We start from the raw sequence: 17,883 nt of genomic DNA, 5'->3' as shown, positions 1-17,883 counted from the left end.
GTACTATGAACAGTGATTATAATATAATGGGTTTTTATGAAAAATGTAATACAGATTATATAATCAGAACTGTCCGGAAAAATATTGAATACCTTGTTGTTTGCAGTAGGACATGGTATTGCTACTATTAGTTACTGAAACTCACCACGCACATAACACTTTGATAATAAAGAATGTTAGCAGGTGATGCCCTTCTTTTGGAAAGGGGAGGATTGAGGGGTGAGTTCGGGTGGATAAAAGGGGTAGCAATTATATTATTTACAATCCATATACACGAAAAATCATAATTTTCAAGTATTTCGTGTTTTTGTTACAATTTTAACCGGACACTATTGTAATAGATGCAATCTTCGTGAACAAAATCCATCCATACGATGTTCCTTGCAGATACCCCATATTATCCACGGTGTAATATCAAGTTTGATGTTTCTGTTTGACATGAAGGTCTCCCGATTGCTATCTTGAACCATTGTAAGTGAAAATTGAAGCAAGGTTAACGAAAGGGGAATTATGGCGATTACGAAAGCTGTCATACCGGTCGCGGGACGGGGGACGCGGCTTCTGCCCGCAACGAAGAGCCAGCCGAAGGAGATGCTGCCCATCGGGCGCAAACCCATCGTGCAGTATGTTGTCGAGGAGCTGGTCGATGCCGGGCTGGACAACATCCTCTTTGTCACCGGGCGGAAAAAACGTTCCATCGAGGATCATTTCGATTACAATCCCGAGCTGGGCGAAGTAGGGCTCGAACCCGAATCATTCAACAATCTGTCTTTTTTCTATATCCGTCAGGCTGAACAGAACGGTCTCGGGGATGCCATCTCGTACGCGGAAAAATTTACGGATGGCGACAATTTCGCTGTGGCGCTCGGAGACTCGGTTATTCGCGGCGGGAGCCATTCGAGCCTGCTCAGGCGGATGATGGATGTTCACCAGAGTGAGGGAGCCGGTGCCACCGTGGCCTTCATGGAAGTGGCCGAGGATGATGTCCGCAAATACGGTATCGCAAAACCGAAGGGCCGTGCCGGAGCGACGTTCGAGGTGGAAGAGCTTATTGAAAAGCCCGCTCCTGCCGAGGCGCCCTCGCGGCTTGCCATTTCCGCACGGTATGTGTTCGATCCGGTGATCTTCGATGCCATCAGGCGTACCCCCGCGGGAAGAAAAGGCGAGCTCGAGATAACCGATGCCATGAACACTCTCCTGAAAATGGGAAGAAAAGTGATCGGTGTCAAGCTCCGCAAGGACGAGCACCGGTATGATGTAGGTGGATTCGAGTCCTATTTCAAGGCGTTTCTCGATTTTGCCCTCGATGATCCCGAATACGGGTACCTCGTGCGCCAGTATATGCGTCTCAAGCTTCATGAGGTATGACGGTGCCTGAGGACAGAATCACATATTCGGCTCCGGGGCGCTGCGGCATAGTGGGGAATCCTTCCGACATGTATGGCGGCTCGGTTATCTCCTGCTCGACAGTTGAGCGGGCTTTTGTGACGGTCGAGGATTGGAATACCCTTGAAATAGAGGTCGAAAATCACGTCCGCACGATACGGTCGAAGGCTGATCTCGTTCAGGACGGCGGTATGTTCGATGCCGTTCTTGCCGCTGTCGAATATTTCGAGCTCGGCAGCTCTCCGATTCGAATAACTGTAACATCCCGCATCCCGGTACGCGCCGGTCTTTCCGGTTCGACGGCGGTAATGACAGCCCTTGTCGCCGCGCTCCTCGAATGGATGGGAAAAACACGATTCGAGGCCTATGAAAAATCGGAACTGTGGAAAAGCGCACGAAAGAACCGATACATGCTTGCCGAAACGGTCCGGCATATCGAGCTCTATTTCCTGAAAATCGTCTGTGGATATCAGGATGCTTATATGTGCGTGTTCGGTTCGATCAATTTTCTCGATTTCAGCGATAAGGAAAACTATCTCTCGCTTGACCGGGAGCCGCTCGGCACCGTCGAGGATTTATCCCGTACTGCCCCCCCGCTTCCCGTTGTGCTTGCACATACCGGTGTTCAGCGTGTGTCGGGCTCCGTTCATAAACCGGTGCGCGATCGCTGGATTGAAGGGGACATGGTCGTGGTCAACGGCGTCCTCCGTCTTGCACATATAGCCCGCATGGCAAAGAGAGCCATCATATGCGGGGACTGGGAAATGCTCGGTGAAGCCATGACCGAGAATCATGAGATTGTCCGATCCTTCGGCTCATCGTCGGAGGTAAACGAGCATATTATACAAATTGCCCTCGATTCAGGTGCGATTGCGGCAAAACTTGCCGGAGCCGGGAAAGGCGGAACCGTACTTGCCCTCAATCCGGACCCTCAACCCATGATCGGGGCGTGGAAAGAAGCGGGTATAACGACCATCATGTTTCCGGTTCCTTCCGAGGGCGTCCGCAGGGAAAACCATGGCGATTAAACCGGTATGGCTGATACACAACATGCTGACCCGGATTATTCATAAATAATTCACCATTAAGACACTAAGACATTAAAAATATAATTGATTATTTATACTATGGTTAGAAATTATCAGCCGTCCACATTCAAAGTGATAAAAACAAATCAGCGAAAATCCGTGTTCTATTAATTTTGTGAACAGGTCGGGCTAAGAGGTTTATGAAATGAAGGCGATTATTCCGGTTGCTGGCTCGGGTACAAGGCTCAGGCCGCTCACCCACACCAAACCCAAGGCGCTCCTGTATGTCGGATCGAAACCGATTATCGCTCATATAGTGGATAGCCTGCTTCCTCTCGGGTGCAGACACCTTGTGCTCATTATCAGCGATGAAGGTTTCAATATCACCCGTTACCTGAAAAACCACTATCCCGGTCTTACCATAGAAACCATTGTTCAGGAGGAACGTCTCGGGCTCGGCCACGCGGTGAGTCTTACCGGAGATGCCGCCGGCGATGACGATCTCATCATTGTGTATGGCGATACAATCATCGAGGGAAACCTTACGGAAGTCACTCAGTGTGAAACCGATGGGCTGATCGCGGTCAAAAAAGTTAAAGATCCCCGTCGCTTCGGTGTGGTGAATATCCATGACGGACTGATTACCGAGTTCGAGGAAAAACCATCGAAACCTCGGTCGAACCTGGCAATCGTGGGATTCAACTATATAAAAAACTCCCGTGTTTTATTCGAGTGTCTGTCCGAAATCATCACGAAAGACTATAAAACACGAGGTGAATTCCAGATTACCGATGCCTTCCGGCTCATGGTCGAGCGCGGCTGTACGTTCAAACCGCTGATGATTGACAAATGGTTCGACTGCGGAACTCCCCGCTCACTCATGGAAACAAACCGTCACATGCTCGAACGCGAGGGAAACGATATCACCATTCCCGGCTCTATTATCATTCCGCCGGTTTCGATTCCCCCGAACGCGGAAATAACCACATCCATCATCGGGCCCTATGTGTCGGTCGGCGACTGTGCCGTTATCGATCACTCCATTATCTCGGACAGTATTATCGGCACCGGCGCCCGTGTTTCCAATGCCTCGGTGGCAAGCTCACTGATCGGGGATGATGCCACCATCGATGACCGGCCGAGGAGACTTATTATCGGAGATAATTCCAGCCTTGACTTTAACATGGAATAATAGTAAATTTGAGCCTTTGACAAACGAAGCCGGGCATTTTATGTGTTTTATATAATACCCGATAAATCAATATTTTACAGGTTAAGCAGGGGGTGTTTATGGCGATTGACAGGCCGAAGCCGGATTTTGTCAATACCGATGTGACCGGAGAGGATTATCCGTATAAAGTACCTGATCCTCCCAAAGTGATTCGTACTCTCGACATTGATGATATGGAACGCGTCAAGCGCTACAAGAGGCTGTACGGTGGTTGTGTAAGCGATGCCATGTGGCTTTCCGGCATCGTGAACACGATACTCGATCACGGTTTGAGGGCGCTCAAGGAACATGATATCATCGCAGGCCGCTGTCTGCCGATTAAATGGCATTCGGTCGCTACTGAGTCTCATCTGACCGAGGAAGAGAAGGACGCCCGTCAGCTCAAATGGCTCAAGGAGGATTCACCGCAGAAGAGGATGATGAAATCTATCTTCCCCGGCGCCGTTCTCGTTTTCGATACCGGCGGCGATATGCAGGCTGCGCAGTTCGGCGAAATGAGCTGCAACCTCGCACGGTCGCGCGGCTGTGTCGGCATCGTGAATTCCGGTATGACCCGTGACACCCAGTACATATTCAAGCTCGGCGATTTCCCGTACTTTGCCCGCGGCACAACGCCGAACTTTTACGGCGGCTGGCGTGTCCTGGAGGTCAATGTGCCCATTCACATACGCGGTCATCTGACCCATTATGTCGTGGTCAATCCGGGTGACTTCATTTTCGGTGATGATGACGGTCTCCAGATTATTCCGAAGCTCTATGTGGACGAGGTCCTCCTCCGCGCCGAGGAGATTCTGGCTTTCGAGAACGCCGAGCGCGAGGCTATCCGAAACGGCATGCCTATCGACAAGGTGTACGACACGTTCGGAGATTTGTGAGAAGCTGTAAGGTTTGAATAAATTATATAATAAACAAAGGGACGGTGAATGTGCCGTCCCTTTATTATTATGAGCGATTTCAGGTCGTTATTATGGCGTAATCACCAGATTTGCTTTCATTTTACCGTTTTGTCAAGTGGGATACCAAGGCTCTTATACAGCGAGCGCCTGCCTTCCTTGTCCCCCGCAAGCACTTCCTGCGCCCTGAGCGCCACTTCCTCGGCAACCTTCCTCGGTACCACGACGACGCCGTCGCCGTCAGCAACGATAACATCGCCGGGACAGACGAGCACGCCGCCGATCTCTACGGGACGGTTGACCGATTCGAGCTCGTTCCGTCCGGGGCGGATTCCACGGCCCTTTTTGAGGAGATAGAGTGGTACTTTCTCGATTGTCACCTCGTCCGTGTCGCGGGAGCTTGCATCGGTCACCACGCCGACTGCGCCTGCTTTATACCATGCGAGAATATTGTTCGAACCGATCGAGCCGATGTCTTTTTCCTCGACATCGTCGATGATAATGACGTTTCCGGGCTGAATGATCGACATGAAGGTCTCTGCGGAATAAGCGCCATAGAAATTGCCTTCCCAGTCGCTGAATTTTTCACCGGGCGCCGGTCTGTCCGGTCGTTGTGTCGGTACGAAGCGAACGGTGAGCGCTATACCCCGTATGATGTGCGACAGGTTCTCGAAATCCTGCCAGAGGGGATGAATTGAAGGATCGACAAGCCCGGTGTTCGGCAGGCCGACCTGATCGAGGCCATCGGAAACATCGGCGACACGCAGGTTTTCGTAGAGTTTGAGCAAGCGGGCGTTTTCTTCGGCGGTGTATGGATGTGTAGCGATGAAGTTGACGCCGTTTTCAAGGATTTTTTTATCGGCTTTCTGAGACCACGACAGGACTGGTAAGAACAGGAATATACTGACCGGGATTATGAATGTCCTCATGCAGCTGCCTCCTTTAATAGACATCTGTTCCGAAACCGGATTTACATTAAAAAAACTCCTCGCACCTTCATCTCCACGATTCGTTTATATTCCTTACGCCAGACCTTCGCTCCGCATCTTTTCAAGGTATCCCATGCAGTACTCGTCGTATCCCATGACCGCACGGGCCGAACAGAGGGTGATCATCATGTCGGCTTCGGTCGGATCGATTATGGCGCCGTCCGCACCCGCGGCAACGAGCATGGCAAGGAATGCCCGGTTGAAGTTGTTGCGTTTCGGAATGCCGAACGAGATATTCGAGAGCCCGAGCGCGATGTGCGCCTCCGGATACGTCTCCCTCGTGTACCGCACCGCATCGAGGATGAACCGCGCCTGCCCGGGATTGGTCGAGGCGGGACGGACGAGGTGGTCGAAGTACGCCCGGTCGTGCGACAGGCCGCTGGCGTTGAACATGGCAATGACATCGTCGGTGATCCGCGCCCTGCCCTCGTAGTCTTCCGGCATCCCCTGGTCGTTCATGGTCAGGCAGATTACTCCGGTGTTGAATTCTTTAACAAGAGGAAGGATGCCCCCGACGCGCTCTTTTTCCATGGTGATCGAGTTGACTATTGTTCCGGGACGGTTGCAGATTTCCAGGCCCGCCCTGATCGCCTCCGGATTCGCCGAATCGAACGAGAGCGGAATGCTCACCTCGTCGGAAACGACTCCGGCAAGCCATTTCATGTCATCGACTTCCTTGGAAGGGTCGCCGCCGGCATTGATGTCTATATGGGTTGCGCCGGCGTTTGCCTGACGGGCTGCTTCGGCGCGGATGAAGGCTTCGTCACGTTCCCATACCTTTGTCCGGATTGATTTACGGGTCATGTTGATACGTTCGCCGATTACTGTAAACATGCTGTTTCTCTCCTGTGAGGGCGGTGAAAAAGTATCATTTCCACGCGCGCGATAATGAAATGTATTGTTTTGTTGCTGTTGATGGCTTGTCAATCGGCACTTCGTGCCGACCCTTGACAGCTTTTATCCTGATATACCGTGTTTTATAACCACGCTTCCGCAGGTTCGTGGTTTACTGATACCGTTCTCTCATTTCTTTCATGCGGCCGCAGGACATTTTCCCCTCGGGACAATAACCGAGCTGCACGCATTTCGGTCCGATACCCCTGAAAATGACGGGCGATACCGCCCGTACCTGTACGAGCATACCATCCGCCGCGGTTCTGATTTCCCACTGGGCGCGGTTGCAGAGCCGCTCGCCGAAAAAGTGGAACAGCTCTCGGGCATTCATGGTCACCATGATTTTGGTTTCGGTCGCATTGGGAAGGACATACCGGGCATCCTCGATGGCCGATTCGTGCTCACCACCGAGCGCGGTTAAAAGTCTACGGTAGGTCTCTGCCGCATGCTTCATGAAATCCCTGAAATATATTTCGGCGTCAACACAGCCATCTTCCGTTTCGACCGTTTTTCCCCTGAGACTCGGCGGAACGATGTAGTCGAACGAATCATGCGAGACATACCGCTGGCTCCGCTGTGAATAGGAGGCTATACGGTGACGGACGAGCTGGTGAGTGAGCGCCCGCGAAATTCCCTCAAGGAGGAAGGTATACGAGGCATGTTCGAAAGGACTCAGGTGTCCCATGCTTCTGAGCCGCGCCAGAAATTTCCGTATCTCATCCCCGGAATTATCGAAAATGGTGCCGGGATCGGAGGCATAGCAGAGTTTTGCCGCCGCGCAGACAAGTTTTTCCGCATCGGCGGTGAATGTGAGAAGCTTGATATTCGGCTGATTCATTGAATACGACTTTTCCGGATGGTTGTATCGGGATGTTGTATATACCGAGAATATTTGCACACTTAACAAAGCGTGGTGAAAAACACCGTATGAGTGAATCTATGCTGTCAAGGGGCTGCACGAAGTGCCGATTAACATGCCCTTGACAGAAAACGGGCGATATATTTCATTATCGGGCGTGTGAAAAAGACACCTTTCACCGCTCTCTTAATTTAGGATTTTATCATACCTGTTATCAAGATAATTCCGCATGACAGGCATGTATAATACATGTGCTTCATGTCTGCGGTATCGTTTGTCCTGGTATAGCAAATCCGCTGTAATCTATTTGCTGATTTCCTTTCCCCAAACCGCATGGCTCTGAATCGATTCGATGACCGGAAGAAGCGGCTCCGCACGGTTCATCGAGGAAATCAGGTACAATCCGTATACCCGCGGCGCCATGCGCTCGACAAGCTCCCGTGCTATGGCGATCCCCTCCGTCTGCTGGTCGGCAGGCTCCGTATAACGCCCCAGACGCTCACGGATGGTATCGGGAATGTAAATACCGGGCACCTCGAAATGAAGATAATCCGCCTGGCCGGAGGATTTCAGCGGCATCAGGCCGATATAAACCGGGATATGAATATGCGCCTTGTCGAGCGCATCCTGCAGGGTATCGAGACGTTCGATATCGAAAATCGGCTGGGTGAGTACGAAATGAGCCCCCGCGTCGATTTTTCGCCGGAGTTTTCCGATCTGCCCGTCGATACTGCGGACATTGGGATTCAGCGCCACGCCGATGGAAAAGGATGTATGTCCCTGTTCGTTCAACCGCTGCCCCGAGTTGAACTCCGACACGAGCTTTACCAGTCCGATCGAAGTGACATCGAACACGCCCGAGGTGTTTGTTTCGTGGTACATCCGGATCGGATCGCCGGTAACACAGAGCAGCGACCGTATGCCGAGCACATGGGCGCCCAGTATGGTTGACTGCAAGCCTATACGGTTACGGTCACGGCCTGTGAGATGAGGTATGACCGGCATACCCGTTTTCTGCATGAGCGCTCCAGCCGCTGTCAGAACATCCACCCGCACGGAAGCGAGAGGATTGTCGGCGAGCGTAAAGGCTTGAACACCGGCCTTTTTGAGTGTCTCGGCGCTTTTCAGGAGTGCGGATATGTCGGGACGTTTCGGGGGGTCGAGCTCCACGAGAATACCGTGCGGCGGCGCGGGTATTTTCGATACAGCCGGTTCGGGAAGCGCTTCGATTCCTGTTGCGGGTCTGGCCTCGACATGGATCGGGGCCGGAACGACATACTTTCCCTCGGAAAGCGCTTTGACAATGGCCCTTATGGTATCGGGGCCAGTGCCGCAGCAGCCGCCGACAAGCCGGACGCCGCTGTGAACGAGCTCGGCGGCTTTTTTTGCCAGATAATCATGGGGGGCGATATAGATGAACCGATCCTCGATCCGCTCGGCGAATCCTGCATTCATGTATGCGCTCATGGGTATGCCGAACGGGGCGATTGTTCCGATAGCATCGACAACCGACTGTACCCCGCTGCCGCAATTCGCCCCCACGACATCGGCACCGGCTTTGATACAGGATTGGAGGAATTGTTCAGCGCTGTCGCCGCTCGCCGTCCGTCCCCCGCTCTCGAAAGCCATCTGGGCGATTATCGGGATACCTGTCAACGACCGCGCCAAGGCAAGCGCTCTCAGGAGTTGATTGAGATCAATGAATGTTTCGAAGATGAGGAGATCGACTCCGCTCTCCTGTAGAGCGGTTATCTGATCCGAAAACAATGAGTCCTGTTCTGAATCCGATAAGGGCTCGCCTTCGATGAGCGGCAGGGGGCCGACCGAACCGGCCACATAGATGTTTTTACCGGCGGCCTTTCGCGCCAGTTTTACCCCGGCGGCAATGATATCACGGGCTTCGTGGCCCGCCCCGTATTTTTCCAGATTCAGCCTGTTAGCGCCGAATGTATTCGTCTCGATGACTCTGCTGCCTGCCGCGACATAATCCTTGTGGAGTTCCAGCACCATATCCGGGGCCAGAAGATTCAACCGTTCCACGCCGGTGTTGAGGCTGGCTCCACGGGCGAACAGCTCTGTGCCGATAGCACCGTCCCCAATCAGTACGGTGCTGCGTATTTCATCCAGAAACGTATTCTGATTTCCCATAATTTGTACGTTCCATAATAGAGAACCGGTTGATGTCCAGTGTATGAAAGAATAGAGATATGGTTAATGAAACTTCTTCAACCATACGTATAGCACAATTAATATAATTCTATGGGGAAAGTAGCAAAAAATCTGCAGTACAGAATCCGTGCGGTTTCGATCCCCAATCAATGAGTACGCTCGATTTTCAGTGTACAAACTGAATAATAATCATGAAACGCTTTTCGTACTCCGAACGGGGAGCAGGGGAAAGATATGCGTCGTAAAATGCTCGCCGTTAATGATAAACCAAATGCGCTTCATTGTCAATATGAATGTTGAATCTGGCAAACACGAATTATTTATCATTATCCGGAATACAAAATTTAAGTATATTGTCAGTATAATTTTGTCTGTCTCTGGAGCCAGAAAATCCTTCTGTTCTCTGCCGGAGGAGATTTTTAAATGTTCATAGATTCGGAAAGATAACCAGGAGGTCCCAGTGTTGAATCGCCGTGAATTTGTACGACATATTGCTGCGGCTGTGCCATGCGCACTTGTGTTATCCGGCTGTGGTACGGAGAAATCGCCGGAAACAGAAAAGAAAAAAGCCGGGGTACTCACGAGTTTCGGATGCACCCTCGATGAAAAAGACAGGCAGTGGCTCGAAGATACCTGGAAAGCGATGACTCTCGAGGAAAAAGCATGCCAGATTCTCATGTCCTTTGTGGCGTCCCCTCAGCAGCTCGAAGATGCGCAGGCGCTTGCGGGCCAGGGGAGAGTCGGCGGCATCTGGGAGATACCCTTCTTCGAGAAAAACCGTACCCTCGACTATATCGTGTCATGGCGTGATGATCTCCGGAACCGGGCTCGCTTTCCTCTTCTCATGGGGTGCGATGCGGAATTCGGCACAAGAGGTATCTGTACGGAGGACGGTACGCTGACTCCTCCCAATATGGCGCTGTGCGCTACGGGTTCTCCTCAGAATGCCGCGGAAATCGCGCGTATAATCGCCCGTGAGTGCCGCGCCATGGGCTTTCATATCATCGGTTCCCCAGTCGTCGATGTCAACATAAATCCGGATAACGTCATCATCAATATTCGCAGTTTCAGCGACGACCCCGTCCGGGTCGCCGATATGGCGGAGGCGTTTGTCGGGGCAATGCAGGCTGAGGGCGCAGCGGCGACAGCAAAGCATTTCCCCGGTCACGGCGATACGAGTGTGAACAGCCACCTCGACCTGCCGGTCATCGATCATCCTCTCGAACGGATCGAACGGGTTGAGTTATTCCCGTACAAACGCCTCATTCCAAAGGGGCTTCTGGCAATCATGTCCGCGCATATCATATTTCCGGCGATAGACCCGTCACGGCCCGCGACGCTTTCAAAACCGGTGCTGACCGGGCTTCTCCGCGAAAAGCTCGGATTCAGGGGGATTATCGTGTCCGATGAGATGGCCATGAATGCCATCGAGAAGAACTTCCCGTTTCCGAATTCGGTTTATGATGCGGTCAACGCCGGGGTGGACCTCATCGTGACCCAGCACAACAAAAAAACTGCCGAGGCGCTGGCGGAAGGAGCCAGTTCAGGAAAGATCATGCCCGACCGTATCGAGGCTTCCGCCCGGAGGATTCTGGAGCTGAAAGCTTACCTCAAGGCGTATACCGCGCCGCCGTCGCTCGATGAAGCCCGTAAGATTGTCGGCTGCGCAGAGCACCGTGAGACCGCGCTGGCCATAGCCCGCAAGGCAGTCGTCGCCCCACGGTCGGAAGGGCTGCCGCTCAAAGCCGATAACTCCACTGCGCTCGTGATTTTGACCAATTCAAAGAGCGGAGCCCCCGAATTGAAATCCGTATTTCTCGAATCCGTTCCCGGCGGCACGGTCTTCGATCCGCCGCCTGACAGCGCTGATGCTTTGCCGGATGGTGTGCGGAAGGCGAAATCGGTAATCGTCGCCCTCAAAATTCAGCCTCTGAGCTGGGACCCGCTCGGCGGCAAAATGCCCGCTTCCCATAAAGCGCTGCTCGAAAAAATCCGCTCGCTCGGAAAGAAACCGGCATATCTCGTCATGGCATCGCCGTATATCGCCCGTGAGCTGCAGGATGCCCGGACGCTTGTCTTTACGTTCGGTGTGGGTGACCCGTGCGCACGGGCAGGTTTCGAGGCGCTTTTCGGCAGGCTTACACCGCAGGGGGTGCCCCCGGTCAGGATCGCGGGGATTCTCGAACCTCCGGCCTGAAAGCGTGTTTTGAAGCGCGCCGGGTGTGGCTGTATTTTACATGCCGTCTGTGAGAACACGTTTCTGCTGTGATGTATCCGGGTTTTCGACCGCCACGTGAGCATTCCCGGTGAGTCTGATATCCGATACTCTCGATATTCAGCGAGGTTTCAATGCCTGATATCATCCATGTCGATATGGACTGCTTTTTTGCAGCCGTAGAGGTCAAGGACAATCCCGACCTTGCCGGGAAACCGGTCATTGTCGGCGCGCTTCCCGGAACACGCGGCGTCGTGTCCGCCTGTTCCTACGAGGCGCGTGTATTCGGCGTCCACTCTGCGATGCCCATCAGCCAGGCCTACCGTAAATGTCCCCACGGCGTCTATCTGAAACCCCACGGGTACCGGTATGTCGAGGAGTCCGAGAAGATACGGGCGATTTTTCTCCATTACACCCCGCTTGTCGAGCCGCTGAGCCTCGATGAGGCGTTTCTCGATGTTTCCGGGTCGCACCGTCTTTTCGGAACGAGCGTTGAGATAGGCCGCGCCATCAAACGCCGCATCCTCGAAGATACCGGTCTCGTCGCCTCTGTCGGCATCGCACCGACCAAGTTCGTTGCGAAAATCGCCTCGGACCTCGAAAAACCGGACGGCTTCGTCGTAGTCAACGATGACGAGGTGCTCGATTTTCTCCGTCCCCTCGATGCCCGTAAAATGTGGGGAGTCGGCAAGGCGACCTGGAAAACCCTCGAAAAGCTCGGCCTCACCACCATCGGCGATATCGGCGATTATCCGGTCGATGAACTCGATCGCATGTTCGGAAAGCTCGGCTGTCACCTTCACAATCTCGCGCACGGGATCGACGAGCGTACGGTCAGCCCCGAAAGCGACCGCAAACAGGTCGGCGCCGAGTACACGTTCGATATCGATACCGCGGACACTGCCGAAGTCGAGCGGACACTTCTCGCCCTCAGCGACAAGGTTGCCTCGCGGCTCCTTGCGAAAGAGCGGAAGGGGAACCACATCACTCTCAAACTCCGCGACGAAACATTCAGGACGGTGACCCGCTCGCGGACGCTCGACCGCTCGATCGTATCCGGCGAGGATATCTACCGTGAGGCGCGCGACCTGTTCCGAAAGGAGAATCTTAAAGGGAAAAAGGTTCGGCTCATCGGCGTGTCGGTCTCCGGGTTCGAGTTCGAGGCGCAGACCTCGCTCTTTGACCATGGATCGGAGCGGAAGGAAAAGGTCGAGAAGCTGCTCGCCGATATACGGGGGCGGTTCGGAAAAGGGGCGATCACGAGGGCGTCGCTGATAAAGAATTCAAAAGATAGCAATAAAAAAAAGGATGCAAAAAGGGAAGGATTATCGAACAATGATGAGAAAAACTTTTAAAAGGGAAGAAAGCTGTATGTATTGGTGTGAAAAGATTAATATTTGATTAATTATCAATACATAATATACCTTGGATAATTTAATATCATACTATATTTCAGAATTAAATTGAACTAATTTTTTCCAGTTTATCTTTCCTCGATCACAGTATTTTTGAATAAATTCTTGAGTAAAATTATTCAAAATTTGAGCATAAGCTTCTATAAATTCTTCGTTTTTTCTTTTTGCTTTATGTCCGAGAGGTTCGATAATATCAGTATATAAATTATCATTGTCGGAGATAAATGACCAGAACCTCTGTCCGCACAATTTAAAATATTCACCCTTATCAGGTTTGTTATCTCTTCCGTAACAGCAGCCATTTATTGAGTTAACATTGATTTTCGAGTTACTTGACCTTAAAATCTTTTTTGCCTTTTTAAAATTATCTATCATTTTTCTTATTTGGCTACTATTACCCCAATTGGGTCCTGATTTTATTGATAAAATGTACCATATTCCTTCTTTTTCAAATTCCAGATCAATACCTTCAGCGGACGATTTATGGCCGCCATAAGCTTTTTCATTAATAAAAATTGCCAAACCTTCAAGAAAATCTCCAAAAATCGTTTCTTCTTGAGATGATAAATGTGCATCCAAAAGTGTTTTAACAAAATCTTGAGCGGTTAAAATATTTTTTGCCTTGAATAAATAAGGATTTTTACGCTTGAGAATTTTATCAAGCTTCAAATTTTCAAGACTCTGTAAACGTTTTGAATGAAATGACCCAATATTATGTTCAACATATTCAATAATTTCTTCCAACAGAACCTGATTCATATATTACCTTTTCTTCAAACAATAATGGTTTATTTATTTCCACTTTGTTTTTTACTATTTTAAAATATTCCGGTACAATTTCAATACCAATGGCATTTCTACCCATGTTTCGTGCGACAAATATTGTTGTACCGGAACCCATGAAAGGGTCTAAAACGGTATCATATTCATTTGTAAATAACTTGATAAACCATTCCGGTAATGCGTCCGGAAAGGCGGCACTGTGTTTTTTATTGTTACATTCGGTTGCCAGATAAAGAACATTGGTGGGATATACCATTGAACGGTTTATCCAATTTGATATATTTTTCCCGAATCCACTGCCGACTCTTGAATTATCTCTAACTTTATCCGTATTGCTCAGATTCTTTAAACGATTATCCGCCCAGTCACCAATTGGTACCATTACCCGGTCTTGATACATTTTAAATTTTTTATTCTTATTAAATTGCAGTAATCGCTCCCATGAATCTCTAAATCGGTTAGGCCATTTTCCCGGGTAGCAATTTTTTTTGTGCCACATATATTCTTCTGTCCATAACCATCCCTGTCTTCTCATCTCCATAATTAACTCAATTACATAGGTATGTCTCTCACCGTTATATACACGTTCTTTTATGTTCAGTATAAAAGTACCGGTTGTTTTTAAAACTCTCAATAATTCTTTTGAAATTGGTAAAAACCATTCAACATATTTGTCAGGATGTACCCCGCCATATGTTTTTTTGCGGCGATCAGCATAAGGCGGCGAAGTAAAAATCAAATCCACAGAATTATCTTCGATATTTTTTAATACTTCTCCGGAGTCACCCAAGTATATATTTGTGAAAGATTTCATTATATTGTCGCTCCCTTAAAGATAAATTATGTCTTCCTATGAGAAATAATAACATATTTTTTTTATCGCTACAATGTTTTTCTGGATAGTAGTTGTAACCAGTAGTTGAATTCAACTGTCAGGGAAGTACAATCCCATGAACATCCTCCTCATCAATCCCTGGATCACCGATTTTTCGGCCTACGATTTCTGGATCAGGCCGCTCGGGCTGCTCTATGCCGGCTCGTTTCTCAAGGAGCGCGGGCACGATGTCCGTCTTGTCGACTGCATGGATCGTTTTCAGGATGTCCATGGCCATGATATTCAGGGTCAGCGGCGGAAATACGGAACCGGCAAGTTCCGCCGTGAGGTCATCGGGAAACCGGCCTGTCTCGGTCATGTGCCGCGTTACTTCTGCCGGTATGGCATCCCCGTGGAGCAGTTTCGGGCGCTTGTATCCGGTGGGCCGCGGCCCGATGTCGTGCTTGTCACCTGCGTGATGACCTACTGGTATCACGGCGCTTTCGAGGCAATATCGGTTATCCATGACCTGTTTCCGGGCGTTCCCGTTCTCCTCGGCGGCATCTATGCATCGCTCTGCACTAATCATGCCCGGGCGAAGAGCGGCGCCGATGCGGTTATCGTCGAATCCCGGCCGTCCAGTATTATCGAAGCTGTCGAGTCGACAGGCGGGAAAAGGGGTGACGGGCCGGTTGTTCCCGATACATTTGACGAATGGCCCGAACCGCTCTGGGGCCTGTACGGCAGCCTTCCTGCCGCGGTGACCATGACCGCCCACGGATGTCCCATGCGGTGTACGGTGTGCGCATCGCATATTCTCTTCGATGGCTTCGAGCGGCGGCGTCCTTCGCATGCTGTGTCCGAAATCCATGCCCTTGCAGAGCGGGGCGCCCGTGATATCGCGTTCTGCGACGATGCCCTCCTGATCGATGCGCAGCGGTATGCCATGCCGATGTTCGAGGAGCTGGCGTCTGACAGATCGCCTGCCCGTCTCCATACACCCAACGGGCTTCATGTCCGCGAAATTACCCCGCAACTGGCAGGTCTCATGAAAAAGGCGGGAGTGACCACTGTCCGGCTGAGCCTCGAGACGGCATCGTGCGAGCGTGCCGGTGATTTTTCGGGAAAAGTCACCAGGGATGAGTTTTCCGGGGCAGTGGATGCTCTTTTCAACGCCGGGTATTCCGCCCGGGAAGTGGGTTCGTACATGCTGGCAGGGCTGCCCGGACAGACGGTGGAGGAGGTGCTCGATACCGCCGAGTTCATTCTCAGGTCGGGGATTACGGTCAAGCCGGCGCTGTTCAGCCCCGTTCCCGGCACGGTGGAATTTCATCGGGCGGTTAAAGCCGGCATGATACGGGAGGACAGCGATCCGGTTCTCCACAACAATACGCTGCGGGCGGTCGATTTCTGGAGCGAAGGCGAAAGAGGATATTCCGAATTCAGAGAGCTGATTACTCTCGCGAATAAACAGCTTGAAAACGGGATGAAAGCATTCGATGACAGGTTTGTGTCGGATGGTTTTGAAAAGCTGCGGAAACAATGCATGTGATGATACTTTCGGCATGACCGGTTGATTTATCGTTGTGAAATGCTGCCGAATTGACTTGCCCTTGAAAAGTAAGAGCGTTATAGTTCGTACTGCATGTGAGAATGACCATACGTTTTTCTATTCATTTGACCTAATGTACTCGTGCGTTACAACCGAAAGGATTCAGTGATGACCCGACAGCTTTCGCCGTTTTTTCGCCTTCCTCGATTCACCTGCCCCGGACGGGTATTGATAGTATTATCGGCCGCCTGTATGCTTCTTTCATCTTTCCCGGTATACGCCGCGCCGAAACCGGGAAAGGTAAAGCTCGAAAAGGATGTCGATGAGATTGCCCGGATGATCGAAGCCCGTGTCATTGCCTGGAGACGTGATATTCACGAGCATCCCGAGCTCGGTAACCGTGAGTTCCGGACTTCCAAGCTCGTCGCCGACCACCTTCAGAGTCTCGGTCTGGAAGTGAGGACAAATGTGGCCCATACGGGTGTTGTCGGTGTGCTCAGGGGCGGGAAACCGGGGCCGGTTGTCGCCTTACGTGCTGACATGGACGCGCTTCCGGTTACCGAGGAGACGGGGCTTCCGTTTGCTTCGAAGGTGCGAACCACGTACAACGGCCAGGAGGTCGGCGTCATGCATGCCTGCGGACATGACTGCCATACCGCGATGCTCATGGGTGTGGCGGAAGTGCTCACGGAGATCAGGGACCAGCTCCCCGGTACGGTGAAGTTCATTTTCCAGCCCGCAGAAGAGGGTTCTCCTTCCGGAGAAGATGGCGGAGCTTCGCTCATGATCCGTGAGGGAGCGCTCGAAAATCCGAAGCCTGATGTGATTTTCGGCCTCCACGTGAACGGCAGCGGGAAAACAGGCACCATTTCGTACCGTCCCGGCGGAACGATGGCGAGCGTGAACGGTCTCTCTGTAATTGTACGGGGAAGCCAGACCCATGCCGCGTATCCCTGGAATGGGGTCGATCCCGTGGTAACCGCCGCCCAGATTATCCTCGGGCTCCAGACCATAACGAGCCGTCAGATCGACCTGACCTGTGCCCCTGCTGTTGTTACGGTTGCCACGATACATGGCGGCATCCGGAGCAACATCATTCCCGGTGAGGTGACCATGACCGGGACGATCCGCACACTCGATCCCGACATGAAAAAGAAAATCCACGACCGTATCCGCCGCACGGCTGAAAATATTGCCCTGAGCGCCGGTGCGACTGCCGAGGTATCCATCACCGGCGACCTCCCGGTCACATATAACAACCCGGAGCTGGCGGAACGTATGCGCCCCTCGGTCGAGCGTGTGGTCGGGAAAGGGAACCTCGAAAACGCGGCGGCGCACACCGGCGGTGAGGATTTTGCCTATTACGCCGAGCAGGTTCCGGGGCTGTTCATATTTCTCGGCACCCGTCCGCCCGATCTTGCACCGGAGATCATAATCACGGGGCATTCGCCGACGTTTTTTGTCGATGAGGACGCCCTCATTTACGGTGTCAGGGCAATGGCAAGCATGACGGTGGATTATCTGGCGGGAGATAAATAGCAGTTCGAACATAAAATTATCAGTAAGCCCGATATTCATTCGGTTATTTCGTGTAAAAAAAGCATAACTGGATGTATGGTTTTTATTGCGGCAATTCATGAATAACCACTATATGT

The 17,883-nt window shown here is 51.6% G+C and carries 14 protein-coding genes; 8 read left to right on the top strand and 6 right to left on the bottom strand.

Annotated elements, in window-relative coordinates; genetic code table 11:
* The first annotated feature begins 510 nt into the window (after window positions 1-510).
* The 4 genes from LLG96_01480 (at window position 511) to LLG96_01465 (ending at window position 4,520) form a co-directional block, all read left to right on the top strand.
* The gene (locus tag LLG96_01480; GenBank protein ID MCE5248870.1) at window positions 511-1,368 is read left to right on the top strand and encodes an NTP transferase domain-containing protein; all 858 of its coding nucleotides are present in this window, start codon (window positions 511-513) and stop codon (window positions 1,366-1,368) included.
* A gap of 2 nt (window positions 1,369-1,370) precedes the next feature.
* Window positions 1,371-2,414: a hypothetical protein gene (locus LLG96_01475; protein MCE5248869.1), complete on the top strand. Its 1,044-nt coding sequence runs from the start codon at window positions 1,371-1,373 to the stop codon at window positions 2,412-2,414.
* 205 nt (window positions 2,415-2,619) lie between these two features.
* Window positions 2,620-3,606 carry an NTP transferase domain-containing protein gene (locus LLG96_01470; protein MCE5248868.1) on the top strand — a complete coding sequence of 329 codons (987 nt, stop codon included), beginning with the start codon at window positions 2,620-2,622 and terminating at the stop codon, window positions 3,604-3,606.
* Window positions 3,607-3,704: 98 nt separating this feature from the next.
* Window positions 3,705-4,520: an RraA family protein gene (locus LLG96_01465; GenBank protein ID MCE5248867.1), complete on the top strand. Its 816-nt coding sequence runs from the start codon at window positions 3,705-3,707 to the stop codon at window positions 4,518-4,520.
* A 116-nt stretch (window positions 4,521-4,636) separates the two neighbouring features.
* On the opposite strand, the gene LLG96_01460 is transcribed toward LLG96_01465, so the two are convergent.
* The 4 genes from LLG96_01460 to LLG96_01445 form a co-directional block, all read right to left on the bottom strand.
* Entirely contained in the window at window positions 4,637-5,467 is an 831-nt protein-coding gene (locus LLG96_01460; protein ID MCE5248866.1) for an RraA family protein, read from the bottom strand.
* 93 nt (window positions 5,468-5,560) lie between these two features.
* Window positions 5,561-6,361, bottom strand: coding sequence for a dihydropteroate synthase (locus tag LLG96_01455; protein MCE5248865.1), 801 nt, complete (start codon window positions 6,359-6,361; stop codon window positions 5,561-5,563).
* Between the two features lie 172 nt (window positions 6,362-6,533).
* Entirely contained in the window at window positions 6,534-7,259 is a 726-nt protein-coding gene (thyX, locus tag LLG96_01450) for an FAD-dependent thymidylate synthase (GenBank protein ID MCE5248864.1), read from the bottom strand.
* Window positions 7,260-7,583: 324 nt separating this feature from the next.
* Entirely contained in the window at window positions 7,584-9,428 is a 1,845-nt protein-coding gene (locus LLG96_01445) for a bifunctional homocysteine S-methyltransferase/methylenetetrahydrofolate reductase (protein ID MCE5248863.1), read from the bottom strand.
* Between the two features lie 484 nt (window positions 9,429-9,912).
* Between LLG96_01445 and LLG96_01440 the strand changes: the two genes are divergently transcribed.
* Both LLG96_01440 and dinB read left to right on the top strand, forming a co-directional pair.
* Window positions 9,913-11,646: a glycoside hydrolase family 3 protein gene (locus tag LLG96_01440; protein MCE5248862.1), complete on the top strand. Its 1,734-nt coding sequence runs from the start codon at window positions 9,913-9,915 to the stop codon at window positions 11,644-11,646.
* A gap of 152 nt (window positions 11,647-11,798) precedes the next feature.
* Entirely contained in the window at window positions 11,799-13,019 is a 1,221-nt protein-coding gene (gene dinB / locus LLG96_01435; GenBank protein ID MCE5248861.1) for a DNA polymerase IV, read from the top strand.
* Between the two features lie 90 nt (window positions 13,020-13,109).
* Here dinB and LLG96_01430 read toward each other — a convergent pair whose 3' ends face one another.
* Both LLG96_01430 and LLG96_01425 read right to left on the bottom strand, forming a co-directional pair.
* On the bottom strand, window positions 13,110-13,838 hold the full coding sequence (locus tag LLG96_01430; GenBank protein MCE5248860.1) for a cytosolic protein: 729 nt from the start codon (window positions 13,836-13,838) through the stop codon (window positions 13,110-13,112).
* On the bottom strand, window positions 13,807-14,676 hold the full coding sequence (locus tag LLG96_01425; GenBank protein MCE5248859.1) for a site-specific DNA-methyltransferase: 870 nt from the start codon (window positions 14,674-14,676) through the stop codon (window positions 13,807-13,809). The genes LLG96_01430 and LLG96_01425 overlap by 32 nt, the downstream gene beginning before the upstream one ends.
* 136 nt (window positions 14,677-14,812) lie before the next feature.
* Here LLG96_01425 and LLG96_01420 point away from each other — a divergent pair, with 136 nt between their 5' ends.
* Entirely contained in the window at window positions 14,813-16,228 is a 1,416-nt protein-coding gene (locus tag LLG96_01420) for a radical SAM protein (protein ID MCE5248858.1), read from the top strand.
* Window positions 16,229-16,396: 168 nt separating this feature from the next.
* Window positions 16,397-17,767: an amidohydrolase gene (locus LLG96_01415; protein ID MCE5248857.1), complete on the top strand. Its 1,371-nt coding sequence runs from the start codon at window positions 16,397-16,399 to the stop codon at window positions 17,765-17,767.
* Window positions 17,768-17,883: the final 116 nt, after the last annotated feature.

This window comes from bacterium (assembly GCA_021372535.1).
GTDB lineage: Bacteria > Latescibacterota > Latescibacteria > Latescibacterales > Latescibacteraceae > JAFGMP01.
Note: the sequence above shows the minus strand (reverse complement) of the source record. Positions and strands in the feature narration are given on the sequence as shown.